This window comes from Bradyrhizobium diazoefficiens (assembly GCF_016616885.1).
In the GTDB taxonomy this organism is placed as follows: domain Bacteria; phylum Pseudomonadota; class Alphaproteobacteria; order Rhizobiales; family Xanthobacteraceae; genus Bradyrhizobium; species Bradyrhizobium diazoefficiens_F.
Genome location: NZ_CP067102.1, coordinates 4,329,483 through 4,346,052, shown reverse-complemented (window position 1 = coordinate 4,346,052; position 16,570 = coordinate 4,329,483). Strand labels below are relative to the sequence as shown.

Here is a 16,570-nt window from a genome sequence, read left to right as displayed (position 1 = left end):
CCCACATGCGGCGCACCCTCATCCAGTCGGCAACAATCATCAGCATGGACGATCGCATCGGCGATCTCCGTGCTGGCGACGTACTGGTCGAGAACGGGCGGATCGCCGAGGTCCGCCCAGGCATCGATGCTGGTGACGCCGAGGTCGTCGACGGTCGCGGGCGCATCGTCATCCCCGGGCTGATCAACGCGCATATGCACACCTGGCAGACGGCGCTGCGCGGGTATGCTGCGAACTGGACGCTGCTCGAATATTTCCGCCGCATGCATGCCGGGCTCGCGACCTTGTTCGCGCCCGATGACATTTATATCGCCACCCTCGTCGGCGCGCTGAACCAGATCAATTGCGGCGCCACCACGCTGGTGGACTGGTGCCACAACAATCCGACGCCTGCTCATACCGACGCTGCCGTGCGTGGCCTGATCGAGAGCGGCATCCGCGCTGCCTTCTTCCATGGTTCGCCAAAACCCGAGCCGAAGCCGGGCGAGCCGCACTTCTCGGAGGTGCCGCATCCTCGCCGCGAGATCGAGCGGCTGCTCGCGGGCCCCCTCGCCGACCGTGACGGCCCGGTCACGCTCGGGCTGGCCATTCTCGGCCCGCATTATTCGACGCTCGACGTGTCCTTGCATGATTTTCGTCTGGCGCGGGAACTCGGCCTGATCGCCTCGATGCATCAGGGCGGTGGGCCGGCGAAGACGCCCGGCGGCTGGGAGAAGCTGATCGAGGCCGGCCTCGTCGGCCCCCACGTCAACATCGTCCACGGCAACGATCTGTCCGACGATCTCCTGCAAAGGTTGATCGATCTTGGCGTCACCTTCTCGGTGACTCCGGAGAACGAGATGATCCAGGGTCACGGCTTTCCGATCACCGGACGCCTGCTCAGGCGCGGCGTCTGCCCCACCATCGGCATCGACCTGGAGTCCGTGCTTGCCGGCGATCTCTTCTCCGCCGCACGCGTCGCCCTGTCGATGCAGCGCGCGCTCGACAATGCGGAGATGCGCAAGAGCGAGGGCACGATTCCCGCGACGACCACGATTCCCGCGCGCGAGGCCTTGCGCTGGGTTACCACCCAAGGCGCGCGCATGCTCGGCCGCGAGAGCCAGATCGGCTCGCTGACGCCGGGGAAACTCGCCGATCTCGTGATGATCAATGTCGAATATCTCAACCTCTTTCCGGTCCACGATCCCGTCGCCACGGTGGTGATGCAGACGAGCCTTGCCAACATCGAGTCGGTGATGATCGGGGGCCGCTGGAAGAAACGGAACGGACAATTGCTGGTCGACGGGCTCGACCGGAAGAAGGAACTGCTCGCGCAATCCGGCCAGCGGCTGGTGCGGGACATCGAACGACAAGGGCACGCCGCGACCTAGCGGCTAACGGACAACAACAATGGCTGATACAAGCAAACAAGTCGCCTTCATCGGCATCGGCAAGATGGGCCTGCCGATGTCGCTTCTCGTCGCCAAGGCTGGCTTTAGCGTCGCCGCCTTCGACCAGAGCGCGGCGCGGCTGAACGAGGCGCGCGAACACGGTATCGCTGTCGCAAGCTCAGCGGCCGACGCCGTCAACGGCCGGCCTGTGATCATCACATCGCTCCCCGACGACGCGGCCTTGCGCGCGGCGATGCTCGGCCCGACCGGACTGATCGGCGCGATGGCGCCGAAGGCGGTGCTGATCGAGACCAGCACGGTCAGCGCCGAAGTCTCGGCAGAAGTCGATGCGGCCGCGCAGGTCCGCGGGATTGCCTATCTGCGGGCGCCGGTGTCCGGCAATGCCAGCATCGTCCATACCGGCACGCTGAGCTGCTTCGTCTCGGGGTCGAAGGATGCCTTCGAGAGCGCCAAGCCATTGTTTGCGAGTTTTACGCGTGCGCAGACCTATCTCGGCGCGAGCGAGGAAGCCCGCTACGCAAAGCTTGCGGTCAATCTCATGATCGCGGTCTCGGCCGCGATGATGGCCGAAAGCCTGGCGCTGGCGCGCAAGGGTGGCATCGGCTGGCAGGACATTTTGAAGGTGCTGGACGACAGCGCGGTCGCCTCCCCCATGGTGAAGTACAAGACCGCGCCGCTGCGAACCCGCGACTTCGAGTCCAGCTTCTCCTGCAAGCAGATGGCCAAGGACCTCGATCTCATCCTCGGCGCCGGTCATGCCGTCGGCGTGCCGCTGCAGCTCGCAGCCCAGGTGCGCGAGACCTACGCTTCGCTGGTCGCGCAAGGCGACGGCGAAACCGACTTCATCACGACCGTCAAGCATCTCGAACGACTGTCCGGCCTTGGTGAGCCCAAACTCTGATCGACGGACTACTATCACCTCAATTATGATTTCGGCCTGAAGCAGGTCGCAAGCAACGCACAAGCGGCGTAAGCCGAACGTCGGATCGACGGACTGACAACAGTCTGCGACGACGAAAGACGGGGAGAGACGATGGGACCGCGGGTCAGCAGTGCCGCTTTGGCTGAACGCCTGACAGGCGTGATCGGCCCGCGCGCGACCATCGCGCGCGGCGTGCTCGACCAGCATGGTCAGAGCGAGTCCTATTACCGCGCCCTGCCCCCCGATATCGTCGTGTTCCCGGAGACGACTGCGGAAGTGGTCGAGATCGTCAAGCTTTGCGCCGGCGCAGGAACGCCGATCGTGCCGTTCGGCGTCGGCACCTCGCTCGAGGGCAATGCGTCCGCGATCGCAGGCGGCGTCTGCATCGACTTCACCCGCATGAACAAGGTGCTGACGGTCCACGACAGCGACATGAATGTCGTGGTCCAGCCCGGCATCACCCGCAAGCAGCTCAATGCCGAGCTCCGCGGCACCGGGCTGTTCTTCCCGATCGATCCCGGCGCGGATGCCTCGATCGGCGGCATGGCGTCCACGCGCGCCTCCGGCACCATGGCGGTGCGCTACGGCACCATGAAGGACAATGTCATGGCACTCGAAGTCGTGCTGGCAGACGGCCGGGTGCTCCGCACCGCCCGCCGCGCCCGCAAGTCCGCGGCCGGCTACGATCTGACCCGGCTGTTCGTCGGCGCCGAAGGCACGCTCGGCGTCATCACCGAGATCACGCTGAAACTGCATCCGCTGCCGCAGGCGATTTCGGCTGCGGTGTGCAGCTTCGACACCCTGCACAACGCGGTCGATACCGCGATCGGGATCATCCAGGCCGCCATTCCGGTGGCGCGCGTCGAGCTGCTCGACGACGTCATGATGCGCGGCATCAACGCCTACGCCAAGCTCGGCTATCGCGAGGCGCCGACGCTGTTCTTCGAATTCCACGGCTCGGAGAGTGCCGTCGCCGAGCAGGCCGAGCTGGCGCAGGCGATCGCCGCCGAGCACGGCGGCCGCGGCTTCGAATGGGCCAAGGCGCCGGAGGACCGCAGCCGGCTCTGGCATGCCCGCGACAACACGCTCTATGCCGGCCTGGGCCTGCGGCCCGGCGCGCGTGCTGTCATCACCGATGTCTGCGTGCCGATCTCGCGGCTTGCCGAATGCCTGACCGACACCCGCCGCGACGCCGACGAGCACGGCTTCACCGCGCCCATCGTCGGTCATGTCGGCGACGGCAATTTCCACATGCTGATCCTGGTCGATCCCGCAAAGCCGGAGGAGATCGACGGCGCCAAGGCGCTGCAGGCCCGCATGGTCGCCCGCGCCATCGCGATGGACGGCACCTGCACCGGCGAGCACGGCATCGGGCTCGGCAAGATCGGCTATCTCACCGATGAGCTCGGCGACGCGGTCGATGTGATGAGGTCAATCAAGACCGCGCTCGATCCCGAAGGCTTGATGAATCCCGGCAAGATTTTTGCGGGAGCGCAGCCATGAACGCTCCCGACCCGATCACAGCGACGCCGTTGCTCGAGCTGCGCGGCATCAGCAAAACGTTTCCGGGCGTGAAGGCGCTGGATGACGTGTCCTTGGCGCTCTACCCCGGCGAAGTGCACATGCTGCTCGGCGAGAACGGCGCGGGCAAGTCGAGCCTGATGAAGGTGCTGTGCGGCGCCTACAGCGCCGACGCCGGCGAATTCTTCTTTGAGGGCAAGAAGGTCACGATCGCCTCGACGGCGGATGCGCAGAAGCTCGGCATTGCCGTGATCTTCCAGGAATTCTCGCTGGTCCCCTATCTCGACATCGCCCAGAACATCTTCCTCGGCCGCGAGCCGAAGGGCCGCATTCCCGGCACCATCGATCGCCGCAGGATCCTGGCCGATGCCAAGCGCCTGCTCGACACGATCGGCTTCGACATCGATCCGTCCATCACCGTGAACACGCTCGGCGTCGCCCAGCAGCAGATGGTCGAGATCGCAAAAGCCATCAGCCAGAACGCGCGCATCCTGGTCATGGACGAACCGACGGCCGCACTGTCCGACCGCGAGAGCGAGCTCCTGTTCGCGCTGATCGCGCGGCTGAAGGCCGATGGCGTCGCCATCGTCTACATCTCGCACCGCATGGCCGAGGTGTTCGCGCTCGGCGACCGCATCACGGTGCTGCGCGACGGCCGCCGCATCGACGGCGTTCGCCCGGCCGACGTCACGCCCGACCAGCTTGTTCGCATGATGGTCGGCCGCACCGTCGACATGACTTATCCGCGCAATTTTGCCGACAAGCCCGGCGAGGTGCTGCTTCAGGTCAAGGGCCTGACCTCGCCGAGCGGAATCTCCGACATCAACATCGAGGTGCGCCGCGGCGAGATCGTCGGCCTCTGCGGCCTGGTCGGATCCGGCCGCACCGAGGTGGCGCGCGCGATCTTCGGCGCCGATCCGGTCGCCTCGGGCGAGATCGTGTTCGACGGCAAGCCGATCTCCGGCGAGCCTGATATCGCCGCCCGCCGCGGCATCGCGCTGATCCCCGAGAGCCGCAAGAGCGAGGGGCTCGCGCTGCTGCGTTCGGTCGGCGACAATCTCGTGGTCTCGGCGCTGCGAAGGCTGTTCCCGAGCGGGCTGTTCGACCCGCGCAGCGGACAGCGCACCGCCGATGGCCTGATCCGGCAGCTCCGCATCGCCACCCCGAGTGCGCGCCAAACCGTCGGGCTCCTGTCGGGCGGCAACCAGCAGAAGGTCGTGATCGGCAAGTGGTTAGCTGCCGGCGCAAAACTCTTCATCTTCGACGAGCCGACCCGCGGCATCGACGTCGGCGCCAAGTCCGAGATTTTTGCGCTGATCGACCGACTGGTCGCCGAAGGCGCCGCGGCCCTGATGATCTCCTCCGAGCAGGTCGAGATCTGCCATGTCTGCGATCGCGCCTATGTGATGCGCGAGGGCCGCGTCGCCGGACATCTGACGCGCAACGAGCTGACCGAGGAGAACATCGTGCGATTGGGGATGCATCATGCGTGAGGCCGCGGTCGTCTCTCAACCCAATCCGCTGCAGCGCATTCCCGGGGTCGCCATCGTGCTCGGCGGCTTGATCGTGCTGTTCGGCGCGATCGCGCCCGGCTTCCTCACTCCGGCCAATCTCTCCAACGTGCTGGTGCAGTCGACCATCCTGACCATGCTGGCGCTGCCGATGACGCTGATCATCATGACCGAGGGGCTCGACCTCTCGATGGGCGCGGTCCTGACGCTGACCTCGCTCTGCGTTGCCATCGTCTCGCTCGCGACCAAGTCGATGCTGCTCGGTCTCGGCGCAGGCGTCCTTGTCGGCGCGGCCTTCGGCACCGTCAACGGCTGGCTAGTCGCCATTCTCGGCATCCCGCCCTTCGTAGCAACGCTCGGCACGCTCGGCATGGCGCAGGGCCTGTCGCTGATCGTCTCCGACGGCCAGAGCGTGGTCGGCATTCCCCATAGCGTCCGCGACGTCTATTCGGCGACGCTGCTCGGCATTCCCGTGCCGATCATGATCGCGCTCGTGACTTATGCCGCCTTCCACGGCCTGCTCTATCACACCCGCTTCGGCAGCTACGTGTTCGCGCTCGGCGGCAATCGCGAGGCGCTCCGCTATGCCGGCCTCTCGCCCAACAAGCTGCTGATCGCGGTCTACGCGCTCGGCGGCACCATGGCCGGCATCGCCGGGTTGCTGATGACCGCCCGGATGAATTCGGGGCATCCGACCGCGGGCCTCGGCCTCGAATTCGATGCGATCGCGGCGGTCGCGGTCGGCGGCACCTCGTTCGAGCGCGGCAATGGCTGGCTGCTCGGCACCCTCCTCGGCGTCATCGCCGTCGGCGTGCTGCGCAACGGGCTGAACCTGATCTCGCTGCCGTCCTCGGTGCAGGTCGCAAGCGTCGGCGTCCTCGTCATCGTCGCGCTGTTCCTCGACGGCCTCAGGAGCCGGGCATGACCGACATCACCAAGGAGGCCCCGTCGCCGCCACGCTCGTTCCTGTCGCAGGACGCGATCCAGCTGTTCTATCGGCTGCTCGCGGTGCTGCTGATCTGCGCCGTGCTGGCGGTGCTGAACGACTCCTTCCTCAGCCTCGGCAACATCCTCAACGTGCTGCGCCAGGCGAGCCTCACCTTCTTCATCGCCTCGGGCCTGACGCTGGTGGTGCTCACCGCCGGCCTCGATCTCTCGGTCGGCGCCAATGTCGCGCTGTCGGCTTGCGTCGCCGGGACCGTGATCCACACCACGGGATCGCCTGTTCTCGGCATCCTGACGGGACTTGCCTGCGGCGGCATCGTCGGCCTCCTCAACGGCATCATGGTGACGGCGCTGCGCATCCCCTCCTTCATCGCCACCTACGGCATGCTCTGGGTGCTGAACGGTCTCACTTACTGGTACATGGCGGGCGAGACGCTGCACGGTTTCCCCGCGGGCTTCCGCCAGATCGGCAGCGGCTACCTGTTCGGCCTGCCGATCCCGGTCTATCTGCTGCTGGTCTTCCTCGGGATCGGAACGCTGTTTGCCCAGCGCACGATCTGGGGCCAGGAAATCTACGCGATCGGCGCCAATCCGGTCGCCGCCCGCCTCTCCGGCATTCCCGTCACGCGGCGCCTTCTGCTCGTCTACGCCGTCTCCGGCACGATGGCCGGGCTCGCCTCGATCATCTTCCTGTCCCGGCTCAACTCCGCCGAGGCCGACATCGGCGAAAGCCTGACCTTGCCGGCGATCGCGGCCGTGCTGATCGGCGGCACCTCGCTGTTCGGTGGCGTCGGCACAGTGTTCGGCACCTTCATCGGCGCGCTGATCCTGACGCTGGTGCTGAATGGCATGAACCTGCTCTCGGTCAGCGCCAATTGGCAGCCGCTGGTCACCGGCATCATCGTCATTCTCGCGGTCTGGCTCGACATGAAGACACGCCGCCGCGCGCAATGAGTTTTCAAGCAATCCAACAAACCAAAATGGGGATGGAGACGACATGAAACAGAGACTTGGCTATAAGCAGAGACTTGGCTATCTCGCACTGCCGCTCGTGATGGCGGCCGCGTTGACGACGCAGGCGCGCGCTGATGGCGAGACCATCGCGGTGTTCACCAAGAACCAGACCAACCCGTTCTTCCAGACGGTGCGGGTCGGCGCCGACAACATGGCGAAGACGCTGAACGCCAAGACGCTGCAGTACATTCCGACCAAGCCGGACTCGATCCCCGAGCAGCTCAGCCAGATCGAGGACGTCGTGGTGAAAAAGCCGAGCGCGATCGTGTTCACGCCGGTCGACTACAAGGCGATGGTGCCGGGCGTCGAGAAGATCAACGACGCCAAGATTCCTGTCGTCAACATCACCGACCGCTCCGCCGGCGGCAAATTCCTCTCCTTCGTCGGCGCCGACGATTACAGCCTCGGGCTCGAGACCGCGCGCTTCATGCTCAAGTCGCTCGGCGGCAAGGGCAACATCGTCATCATCGAGGGCGTCAAGGGTTCGCTCACCAATGTCGATCGCGTCCGCGGCTTCAACGACGCGCTGAAGGAGAACCCGGGCGCCAAGCTGCTGGCCTCGCAGCCCGGCAACTACCAGCGGCTCCAGGCGCTCCAGGTCATGGAAAACCTGATGCAATCGATTTCACAGATCGACGGCGTGCTCGCCGCCAACGACGCCATGGCGGTCGGCGCGATCGAGGCGCTCGACGGCGCCAACCGCAAGGCCCAGGTGATCGGCATCAACGGCACCAAGGAAGCGATCGACGCGATCAAGTCGGGCAAGTTGCTGGCAAGCGGCGACTATAACGGATTTTTCCAGGGCTGCCTCGGCACCATGATGGCGGTCCGCAGCTTGCGCAACCAGCCTGTTATCAATGAGATCGTGCTGAAGCCGACCGTCATCACCAAGGACAATTACCAGCCCTTCGACCAGCCGCTCGAGCAGCGCACCTGCCCGACCTTCGAGGAAGCCAGCAAGCTCGGCGCGAAGTAACCGCAGCTGTTCTGATCACTCGACGGGACGGCTGACATGACAGCCGTCCCCAAAAAACTCCCGGAGACGTCATGCTGTTTGCCATCCATGCCATTGACCGCACCGGCACACTGCCGACGCGGCTTGCCAATTACGATGCCCACAAGGCCTTCCTCGGCGACACCACGCGCTTCGGCGTCAAGATCGTGATGTCGGGACCGCTGGTCGCCGACGACGGCGCCACCATGATCGGCAGCCTGTTCCTGATCGAGGCGCCCAGCCGCGCCGAGGTCGAGGCCTTCAACCGCGCCGATCCGTTCGCAGCGGCCGGCATCTGGGAAAAGGTCACGATCACGGGGTTTTTGCGGCGGCAAGGCTGAGAGACAAGGCTGACAAACAGGGTTGACCAATCCGGTGCCTCTCGCCGAACGCGAAAAACCCCAGTGCGTGGGGCACTGGGGCGTTTCAAGAAAAATGGATTGGTAAGGCAATGACGCCTCTATAGCAGTCCTCTCGGCAGCAGCTTGTGAACTGGTTCACACGCGCGCGGAGTGACCGGACGATTTGTCACAGCCGGGCGCCTAACTAGCTCCGCCGGTGCTTCCTCGGAAACAGGCGATCGCGGATGTAGCGCGAGGTCGCGGTCAGGCGGATCCCGCGCGGCTTCTGCCAGGCGGCGCGGTCGATCTCCTTCTTGTCGCCGATCGCAAGCCGGCCCTTGGCGCTCTTGGCGATGAAGATCGCGTCGCTCATCTTGCGGCCCGAACGCTTGTTCTTGGCCTTCACTTCCTTCCAGAGGCTGATCCGGCCGAGCCTCAGCTTCGGCAGCTCTTCCCTGATCTCGCGCCGCAGGCAGTCCTTCTCGGTTTCGCGCGCGCGCTTGCGCCCCCCGGGGAACATCCAGAGACCGTCCGCCCGTCGCCTGACCAACAGAACCTTGCCGCGCCTCGCGGCCACCAGCTTGGAAGACTTCGCCATTACTACTGTCGCAAACCGAAAAAGAATCTGGCGCCATCGTAACTTGTCTGTTCCATTAGACAAGTTCGGCGACCACCCGGATACCGTCGGCCCCATCGTTGTCCACACGCATACGACGTGCGCAAACGTCCGGGCAACCCGCTGGGGCTGCCCAGCTAGCGAGCCTCGTCGGCTGGCGGCATCGCATTCGGCTTCGCAGCCGCGGTTCGGTCTTCGGTCCGGATCCACGCCGCCGCCATTTCCCACGCCACCGACAGGATGATCGGCCCGATGAACAGGCCGACGATGCCGTGGGCGAGCGTGCCGCCGATCACGCCGACGAAGATCACGATGGTCGGCGTGTTGAGACCGCGTCCCATCACGAGCGGCTTCAGCATGGTGTCGATGAAGCCGACAAGGACGAAGAACACGGTGAGCACCAGCGCCGTGGTCACGTCCTTGGCGGTCCAGATCCAGATGATCACCGGCAGCAGCACGAGGAAGGCGCCGATCTGCACGATCGACAGCAGCAGCACGATGAAGGCAAGCAGGCCGGCGCTCGGCACGGCTGCGAGCTTGAAGCCGATGCCGGCCAGCAGCGCCTGCACGATGGCGACGCCGATCACGCCTTGCGCCACCGCGCGGATGGTGGCGCCGCCAAGCACGAGGAAATGCTCGCTCTGCTCCGGCACAATGCGGGACAGGAAGCCGCGCCCGGCCGCAACCAAGCGCGGCCCGTGCGGAAACAGGAAACCGGCCACGAACACCGAGACCAGGAACTGGAGCGTGCCGAGGCTGGCATCGCCCGCGAGCACCAAAAGCGGTCCCGCCAACGGCTGGAGATAGGGCGCGACCTCGCGCAGCACGGCGCGGATGTTGTTGTAGGCCTGGTCCCAGAGCTCGTAGAGCGTCGGGCCGATCACCGGCCACGACTTGATCTGCACCGGCGCTGACTGGAGCGCAAGATCACCGGTGCCGAGCTCGTGCGCGAGCTCCCTCGCCCCATCGACGGCACTGATGCCGAGCCAGGTTGCGGGGCCGAGGACGATGCCGAGCGTGATCAGGGTGAGGATCGCAGCTGCGGTCTTGGGCCGCCCGCCCAGGATTTTGGCGACCCAGCTGAAAGCCGGATAGAACGCGACCGCGAGCACGCCGCTCCAGGCCAGGATCGGCACGAACGGCCGGATGATCAGAAATGTCCAGATGATCAGCAGCGCCAACAGGCCGAGCCGGATCACGAGCTGGATGACGTCCTCGCCCGTCAGGAGCTGACGCAGACTTTTCACAGGCACGGCTTTCGTTGCGGCATCAACCCGGGTTCCGGCACTTGCGCGGGCTAGGGTTATTGCCAGCAACGGGCCGGGCGTCAAGACGAGCGGGCGCGCGTCCGGCCCATCGGGGACCGGCCGCGTCGTGCTTCAAGATGAAACCGCTGTGACGAAGGCGCCCGAACGCGCCCTCAGAAGTGATAGTTGACGCCCACCGTGCCGGTCTGGATGTTCAGCTTCACATTGGCGGGCGAGGCCACCAGATTGCCCGTCGTCACCGGCTGCTCAGTGATGGTGCCGAAGCCAAGATAGTTGTATTCGGCCCGCACCGACCAGTTCGGCATGAACATCCATTCGACGCCGCCGCCGGCGAGCCAGCCGGAGCGGTTGAAGCTACCCGAGGCCGAACCGGCGAGCGCGCCAGCCAGGCCGTTGCTGGCGCTGTACTTGTCGCGGGTAAAGGCCGCCCCGCTCCTGGCGTAAAGCAGGACGCGATCGAAGGCGACGCCGAAGCGCCCGGCGACCGTCGCGATGTAGTCGTTCTTGAGCGACAGGTTGAAGCCTGCGCCGCCCCCGAACGGGCCGCCGGTATTGAGCGTGACGCTCGACCAGGCGCCGGTGCCCTCGAGGCCCACCACGAAATTGCTGATCTGGTAGTTGCCGCCGATCTGGCCACCGACCACGCCGCCGCTGGCCGTCACCGAGCTCCAGGTCGCCATCGGATCGGTCGGATCGATGCCGGTCCACTTGCTCCAGGCACCGCCGCCATGGGCGCCGATATAGAACCCGGTCCAGGTAAAAATCGGAGCCGGCGCGGTCGGCGCTTCGACCACCGGCGCGGGTTCGATGATGTCAGCCGCAAAGACCGGCGTTGCCAGCGACAACAGCGCAGCCGTCAGAACCAGTCTCTTGCCCATGATCTCACCCCCAACGACTTTTGCCCGCCCGACCAGAGCGATGGGTGAAATCTAGCTGTCCGAGCAAGGACGCGCTTGGACCGACCGGCGGTGCGGTTTGGACTAACGGGCGCTGCGAATATCGGGAAAGCCCTGCAATGACCGCGAGCAGAGCCGGGTTTGCCTAACGTCGATTAACCGGATTTCCGCCGGCCGGTTTACGCGGCTGCAAAGTCTCGTACCTACGCTTAGGCCAGGTCCCCAAAACACTTGCGGTGCAATGGCCAACAGCATCTGGACGATCGAAGAATTCACCTGCCCCGGTTGCAGCATGAACTACACCGCGACAAGGGAGGAGCATGCCGAGCCGCATTCAGGCCACTTCAAATGCAGCATCTGCAGCGGCGTGGTGCACAGCTGGTCCGGCAAGCATCACTTCTTCGGCTGGTCGGCGGTGAAGACCAAGCCGCCGATATTTGGCCGGCGTTGGGCGGGCGTCGGGTGGTAGAGCTGCGGAGCGAGCAAGCTGAACTGTTTGCGATCTGCGAGCGGCCGAGCTTACTTCGCCTTTGAGCTTTAGCACGATAACCGGACGAGAGACCGACTGGTGCAGCCAATCATGTCTCGCGAGGTATCACGTACAGCAGGTTAGGCAATACGATGTCCGGCGAGAAGTAAAATGGTGCTTCGCCGATCCTAATGGCTCCCATCCTCGCATAAAACCCTTCCGCTGAGGGTTCGGCAGAGATCACAAGGGCGCCCGCTTTTACCTGTTTTGCACGAACCAAAGCCGCACTGAAAAGAACTCGGCCGATCCCGCGTTTCCAATACGCCGGATCAACGAAAAGGTGATGAAGCTGCGCAATTCCTTGCAGCGCGGTCGGTGTCACCGAGACAACGCCGACGATATTGCCGGAGCTATCTTGTGCCACTCGCACAAAATCCGCAGCGATGAATGGCAGGGTTACAGTGAGTGCGGGCATCGTGCGGTCGATGAACGCTTCGTCGTATCCCGCATGCATCGTGGCACGCACGCAGAGGCGCGTCAGGTCACGTTGTTCGTCGGGCTTGGCCCCTCGTACCGTAAAGATTTCCACTGTGCCGCCATTTCTCAGCTACATGTTAGCTCAATTGAGCATCGCCTAGACGTCTGTTCTGGTCCAAACGCGCCTGTCGCAAGGTCTGCAACGCCCTTCCGCTCCACCTCCATGAATTGACTACTCCGGAGCCCGGGCACAGCCCTGCGCTGATCAGGGCGCGGAGGACCTATCTCCCTTTGCAATGCCGCGTTCGACAATATCAGCCGCATCTTCGGCGGTCATGTTTTGATTGTAGAGCCGCCGCACCGCCGGACTCAATCGCTCGGCAAAGATAACGACCACCACATTTGCCCCGGTGACTTCCTGCAGGCCCATCTGCTCGGCGTGTGCTTCGGCGCGCTGCATCACCCGCTGAAACGCCGCTGATGGCCGCGACCCGCCGGGAGAACCACCAGTTTCGACCACGATAGACCGCAACTCGTTGTCGATGTAATCGGTCAGGCTCTGCCGAAGCATTGCAAGATCGACACCGCACGCCAGCATCACCTTTGAAGCACTGGCGTCGTCTGCGAGGGCGAGTAACAGATGCTCCAACGTCGAGTACTGATGTCTTCGAACATCGCTGTAGCCGAGGGCGCGTTGCAGAGTGCGTTCAAGTTCGGTGGCAAATCGCGGCGCCCGCGGCCTGATCCCGGCATCGATGGTGACTGATGGCTTCGCGACCTCACGGCGCGACGAAGTGCTCGCGCCGCGAATTGCAGCGGCGAGCGTGTTCCAATCAGCAGCACCGAATGCCTTGGCTATTAGTTCAAGGCTTTGGCTGTTAGTGACCTTCAGGCCCTGGTCAGCGAGTGAGGCTCGAACCGTGTGCGCCATTGCCTTGGCATCGCGAAAATCGCGCATGATCTTTCATCCTTTGCTTGAACGAAACAGAAGTGCCAGGTGCTTGCGTTGCTGACCCGCTCGTTCGGGCAAAGGGCCATGAAAGACCGTTGATACGTTCACCATCCCCGTTGGGGGCGCAAGCGGCAGGTCGTATCTACCTTCAGGTAGAATGCTACGGATGCAACACGCTGTCAATTGCCACGACGCAATGGATGATGTCCGCCTTGAGTCAGAAGCAGCCGTGACCCGTCGGGCAAAACACCGCGCAAATCCTCCACGCGCCTGTCAATCCTCCGCCGCAAAAATATTCCACTTTACCGAAATTCGGATTTATCGTACAAGCGAAACACCCAGGCCCGGGACAAGGGGCGGATCGCGATCGTCACGAACCGCGGGCCTGGCAGCGATGGACGCGACGGCGTCGGGCGCGGCGAGCCTTGCAGGGCGGGATACCGTGAGTAGCAGCTCTCGCGCGGATGACACGGCGCTGACAGCGTCTTCGCATGGCTTCGGGCGTGAGCACACGCCAGCACTCGAAGTCCCAGCGAGGACGTGCGCGGACGGCCAAGTCGTGTGGTCCTGACGCCCGGGGTCTGTGCGTCACGTCTCGCGGTGATGTAGCCCTGCCCGACCGGGCGCGCACATCAGCTATCCGCGAGGCAACGGGGGCAATAGTGCATCGCTCCCCGGGGAGAGCACGAAGTACGCCGTAAACCATTGCGCGGGGAAGGCCGGACGTTCGGCCAACCTGTGATCCACCCCGTGTGCTTTTTTCCAGCGCACGGATCGCGGGTGCCGCCGACGCCCGGCCTTCCCTGCGCCCTTGCTCTAGTAAGGGCGATTGCGACGAAACAAAACTCGGACAGGATACGTCGCGAGAGAGCGAAGGTGTGTCTACGATTTGAGATGCGATTTGAAGGACGGCCATCGTACCCTCTTGCTCCGTCATTGCGAGCGCAGCGAAGCAATCCAGAATCCCTCCACGGAAAGACGCTGGATTGCTTCGCTTGCGCTCGCAATGACGGTGTTGAGACAGCTGTGCGCCACCACGCCCACCGTCGTCCCGATCGAGCACCAAGACCCATTATCCCGGTCAGTGTCGTGTGCGAAAAACCGCGACTTCTGCTAAGCCTCAACACCGGATAAACTCCCCTCCCCGCAAACCAAAGCCGATACCCAATGACCGCTCCTTTCGTCCCGCAGATCGCCCTCTACCGCAACTGGCTCGTCGAGCAGCGCGGCCTCACCTTCGCGAACTACGAGGAGATGCGGCAATGGTCGGTGCGCGATCTCGACGCCTTCTGGCGCAGCATCTGGAATTATTACGATCTGCAATCGCCGACGCCGTTTGCGGCCGTCATCACCGAGCGCAAGATGCCGGGGGCGGTCTGGTTTCCCGGCGCGCAGGTGAACTATGCGCGGCAGGTGTTCCGGCATGTCGACGCTGCGCATGCCGCCGGCCTACCCGCGATCGTCAGCGGCGGCGAGGATGGCAAGCTGAACGAGACGAGCTGGCCGGAGCTCAAGCGCAAGGTGGCCGCGCTCGCGCTGCACCTGAAGGACAAGGACATCAAGCCGGGCGACCGTGTCGCGGCCTATCTGCCCAACATCGCCGAGACCATCATCGCGTTTCTCGCGAGCGCCAGCATCGGTGCGGTCTGGAGCGTCTGCGCGCCCGACATGGCGGCGCCAGCCGTAATCGACCGCTTCAAGCAGATCGAGCCAAAGGTGCTGATCGCCTGCGATGCCGTCACCTATGCCGGGCGCAGGCATGATCGCAAAGATGTCGTCGCGGAGCTGCGGCGATCACTGCCGAGCGTCGCGCATGTCATTTTGCACAGCGACGCCATGGCGCCCGCCGCGCCGGACGCCCTGCTCTCCGACATCATCGCACGGACTGGTGCCGCGATCGACGCGTTCGAGCCGATGTGGCTGCCGTTCGATCATCCGCTCTGGATCGTCTATTCCAGCGGCACCACAGGCCTGCCCAAGCCGATCGTGCACGGCCATGGCGGCATCGTCATTGTGGTGCTGGCGCTCTTGGGCCTGCACAACGATCTCGGCTGCTCCTACCACCAAAACTCTTTCGGCGAGCGCTATCACTGGTACTCTTCGACCGGCTGGATCATGTGGAACAGCCAGGTCGGTGGCCTCCTCAGCGGCACCACCTGCTGTATTTTCGACGGCAGCCCCGGCGGCACCAAGGAGAAGCCGGACTGGACCACGTCGTGGCGCTTTGTGGCGCAATCGAAAGCGACCTTCTTCGGGGCGGGGGCGGCGTTCTTCGCCAATTGCGCCAAGGCCGAGATCGATCTCGGCCTCGCCGGCGATCTGTCGCGGCTGCGCTGCCTCGGCTCGACCGGCTCGCCGCTCAGCGCCGACACGCAAGCCTGGTTCAACGCGCGCTTCGCGGCGTTGTCGAAAACCAACGGCAGCGTGGCGCAGGCCGACATCTGGTGGGCAAACATTTCCGGCGGCACCGATTTCGCCGGCGCTTTCATCGGCGGCAATCGCGAATTGCCGCAGACACCGGGCGCGATGCAGTGCCGCCTGCTGGGCGCAGCGGTCGAAGCCTTCAGCGAACAGGGCCGCGCCGTGATCGACGAGGTCGGCGAGCTCGTCTGCACCGAACCAATGCCATCGATGCCGCTCTATTTCTGGAACGACAAGGGCAACGCGCGCTATCTCGCGAGCTATTTCGAGACCTATCCGGACAATTTCGACTGCAGCGGCCGCGGGCCGGTATGGCGCCATGGCGACTGGCTCAAGGTCAATCCGGACGGTTCATGCGTGATCTATGGCCGCAGCGATGCCACCATCAACCGGCACGGCCTGCGCATGGGCACGAGCGAGCTCTATTCCGCGATCGAGGCGCTGCCGGAGGTGCTCGACAGCCTCGTCGTCGACCTCGAATATCTCGGCCGCGACAGCTACATGCCGCTGTTCGTGGTGCTGCGCGAGGGCGTTGCCCTCGACGATGCGATGAAGGCCAAGATCAACAAGGCGATCGAGGCCGGTCTCTCCCGCCGCTTCCTGCCGAACGAGATCTTTGCGGTCGCCGAGATCCCGCGCACGCTGTCGGGCAAGAAGCAGGAGCTGCCGATCAAGAAGCTCCTGCTCGGCCAGCCCGTGGAGAAGGTCATCAACAAGGAGGCGATGGCCAATCCCGCCTGCCTCGACTGGTATCTCGCCTTCGCCCGCGACTATCTCGCGCGCACGGCGGCGTAGACCTCAGCCGTCGCCAAAATTGAGGGAATCGGCGACG

The 16,570-nt window shown here is 64.5% G+C and carries 15 protein-coding genes; 10 read left to right on the top strand and 5 right to left on the bottom strand.

From position 1 onward, the window contains the following. Positions 1-5 precede the first annotated feature (5 nt). From JJC00_RS20315 to JJC00_RS20280, 8 genes are all read left to right on the top strand, one after another. Positions 6-1,370, top strand: coding sequence for an amidohydrolase family protein (locus JJC00_RS20315; RefSeq protein ID WP_200467748.1), 1,365 nt, complete (start codon positions 6-8; stop codon positions 1,368-1,370). A gap of 19 nt (positions 1,371-1,389) precedes the next feature. Further along, positions 1,390-2,292: an NAD(P)-dependent oxidoreductase gene (locus tag JJC00_RS20310; RefSeq protein WP_200467747.1), complete on the top strand. Its 903-nt coding sequence runs from the start codon at positions 1,390-1,392 to the stop codon at positions 2,290-2,292. Between the two features lie 132 nt (positions 2,293-2,424). Then, positions 2,425-3,816 carry an FAD-linked oxidase C-terminal domain-containing protein gene (locus JJC00_RS20305; protein ID WP_200467746.1) on the top strand — a complete coding sequence of 464 codons (1,392 nt, stop codon included), beginning with the start codon at positions 2,425-2,427 and terminating at the stop codon, positions 3,814-3,816. Then, positions 3,813-5,327, top strand: a complete 1,515-nt coding sequence (locus JJC00_RS20300) for a sugar ABC transporter ATP-binding protein (protein ID WP_200467745.1) — start codon at positions 3,813-3,815, stop codon at positions 5,325-5,327. Before JJC00_RS20305 ends, JJC00_RS20300 begins: the two co-directional genes overlap by 4 nt. Continuing rightward, on the top strand, positions 5,320-6,270 hold the full coding sequence (locus tag JJC00_RS20295) for an ABC transporter permease (RefSeq protein ID WP_200467744.1): 951 nt from the start codon (positions 5,320-5,322) through the stop codon (positions 6,268-6,270). Before JJC00_RS20300 ends, JJC00_RS20295 begins: the two co-directional genes overlap by 8 nt. Continuing rightward, positions 6,267-7,244, top strand: coding sequence for an ABC transporter permease (locus JJC00_RS20290; protein WP_200467743.1), 978 nt, complete (start codon positions 6,267-6,269; stop codon positions 7,242-7,244). Before JJC00_RS20295 ends, JJC00_RS20290 begins: the two co-directional genes overlap by 4 nt. 43 nt (positions 7,245-7,287) lie before the next feature. Beyond that, on the top strand, positions 7,288-8,280 hold the full coding sequence (locus JJC00_RS20285) for a sugar ABC transporter substrate-binding protein (protein ID WP_200467742.1): 993 nt from the start codon (positions 7,288-7,290) through the stop codon (positions 8,278-8,280). Between the two features lie 71 nt (positions 8,281-8,351). Then, positions 8,352-8,639 carry a YciI family protein gene (locus tag JJC00_RS20280; RefSeq protein WP_200467741.1) on the top strand — a complete coding sequence of 96 codons (288 nt, stop codon included), beginning with the start codon at positions 8,352-8,354 and terminating at the stop codon, positions 8,637-8,639. Between the two features lie 205 nt (positions 8,640-8,844). On the opposite strand, the gene JJC00_RS20275 is transcribed toward JJC00_RS20280, so the two are convergent. From JJC00_RS20275 to JJC00_RS20265, 3 genes are all read right to left on the bottom strand, one after another. Further along, positions 8,845-9,237, bottom strand: coding sequence for an NUDIX hydrolase (locus tag JJC00_RS20275; RefSeq protein WP_200467740.1), 393 nt, complete (start codon positions 9,235-9,237; stop codon positions 8,845-8,847). 155 nt (positions 9,238-9,392) lie between these two features. Further along, positions 9,393-10,508 carry an AI-2E family transporter gene (locus JJC00_RS20270; RefSeq protein WP_200467739.1) on the bottom strand — a complete coding sequence of 372 codons (1,116 nt, stop codon included), beginning with the start codon at positions 10,506-10,508 and terminating at the stop codon, positions 9,393-9,395. 167 nt (positions 10,509-10,675) lie between these two features. Beyond that, a complete protein-coding gene (locus tag JJC00_RS20265; RefSeq protein WP_200467738.1) occupies positions 10,676-11,401 on the bottom strand; it encodes an outer membrane protein in 726 nt (241 codons plus the stop codon). A gap of 259 nt (positions 11,402-11,660) precedes the next feature. On the opposite strand from JJC00_RS20265, the gene JJC00_RS20260 reads away from it, so the two are divergent. Then, positions 11,661-11,888, top strand: a complete 228-nt coding sequence (locus JJC00_RS20260; protein ID WP_200467737.1) for a hypothetical protein — start codon at positions 11,661-11,663, stop codon at positions 11,886-11,888. 109 nt (positions 11,889-11,997) lie between these two features. Here the strand turns inward: JJC00_RS20260 and JJC00_RS20255 are convergent, their stop codons facing one another. After that, a complete protein-coding gene (locus JJC00_RS20255) occupies positions 11,998-12,477 on the bottom strand; it encodes a GNAT family N-acetyltransferase (protein WP_200467736.1) in 480 nt (159 codons plus the stop codon). A 153-nt stretch (positions 12,478-12,630) separates the two neighbouring features. Beyond that, positions 12,631-13,323, bottom strand: coding sequence for a glyoxalase superfamily protein (locus JJC00_RS20250; RefSeq protein WP_200467735.1), 693 nt, complete (start codon positions 13,321-13,323; stop codon positions 12,631-12,633). 1,161 nt (positions 13,324-14,484) lie between these two features. On the opposite strand from JJC00_RS20250, the gene JJC00_RS20245 reads away from it, so the two are divergent. Beyond that, complete coding sequence (locus JJC00_RS20245) at positions 14,485-16,533, top strand: acetoacetate--CoA ligase (protein ID WP_200467734.1); 2,049 nt, start codon at positions 14,485-14,487, stop codon at positions 16,531-16,533. The last annotated feature ends 37 nt before the right edge of the window (positions 16,534-16,570 follow it).

Excerpts from the sequence above, each read along its gene's own strand:
- JJC00_RS20245 (WP_200467734.1), top strand. The coding sequence starts at position 14,485 with ATGACCGCTCCTTTCGTCCCGCAGATCGCCCTCTACCGCAACTGGCTC.
- JJC00_RS20275 (WP_200467740.1), bottom strand. The coding sequence starts at position 9,237 with ATGGCGAAGTCTTCCAAGCTGGTGGCCGCGAGGCGCGGCAAGGTTCTG.
- JJC00_RS20310 (WP_200467747.1), top strand. The coding sequence starts at position 1,390 with ATGGCTGATACAAGCAAACAAGTCGCCTTCATCGGCATCGGCAAGATG.
- JJC00_RS20280 (WP_200467741.1), top strand. The coding sequence starts at position 8,352 with ATGCTGTTTGCCATCCATGCCATTGACCGCACCGGCACACTGCCGACG.
- JJC00_RS20315 (WP_200467748.1), top strand. The coding sequence starts at position 6 with ATGCGGCGCACCCTCATCCAGTCGGCAACAATCATCAGCATGGACGAT.
- JJC00_RS20285 (WP_200467742.1), top strand. The coding sequence starts at position 7,288 with ATGAAACAGAGACTTGGCTATAAGCAGAGACTTGGCTATCTCGCACTG.
- JJC00_RS20250 (WP_200467735.1), bottom strand. The coding sequence starts at position 13,323 with ATGCGCGATTTTCGCGATGCCAAGGCAATGGCGCACACGGTTCGAGCC.
- JJC00_RS20290 (WP_200467743.1), top strand. The coding sequence starts at position 6,267 with ATGACCGACATCACCAAGGAGGCCCCGTCGCCGCCACGCTCGTTCCTG.
- JJC00_RS20295 (WP_200467744.1), top strand. The coding sequence starts at position 5,320 with ATGCGTGAGGCCGCGGTCGTCTCTCAACCCAATCCGCTGCAGCGCATT.
- JJC00_RS20305 (WP_200467746.1), top strand. The coding sequence starts at position 2,425 with ATGGGACCGCGGGTCAGCAGTGCCGCTTTGGCTGAACGCCTGACAGGC.
- JJC00_RS20265 (WP_200467738.1), bottom strand. The coding sequence starts at position 11,401 with ATGGGCAAGAGACTGGTTCTGACGGCTGCGCTGTTGTCGCTGGCAACG.
- JJC00_RS20260 (WP_200467737.1), top strand. The coding sequence starts at position 11,661 with ATGGCCAACAGCATCTGGACGATCGAAGAATTCACCTGCCCCGGTTGC.
- JJC00_RS20300 (WP_200467745.1), top strand. The coding sequence starts at position 3,813 with ATGAACGCTCCCGACCCGATCACAGCGACGCCGTTGCTCGAGCTGCGC.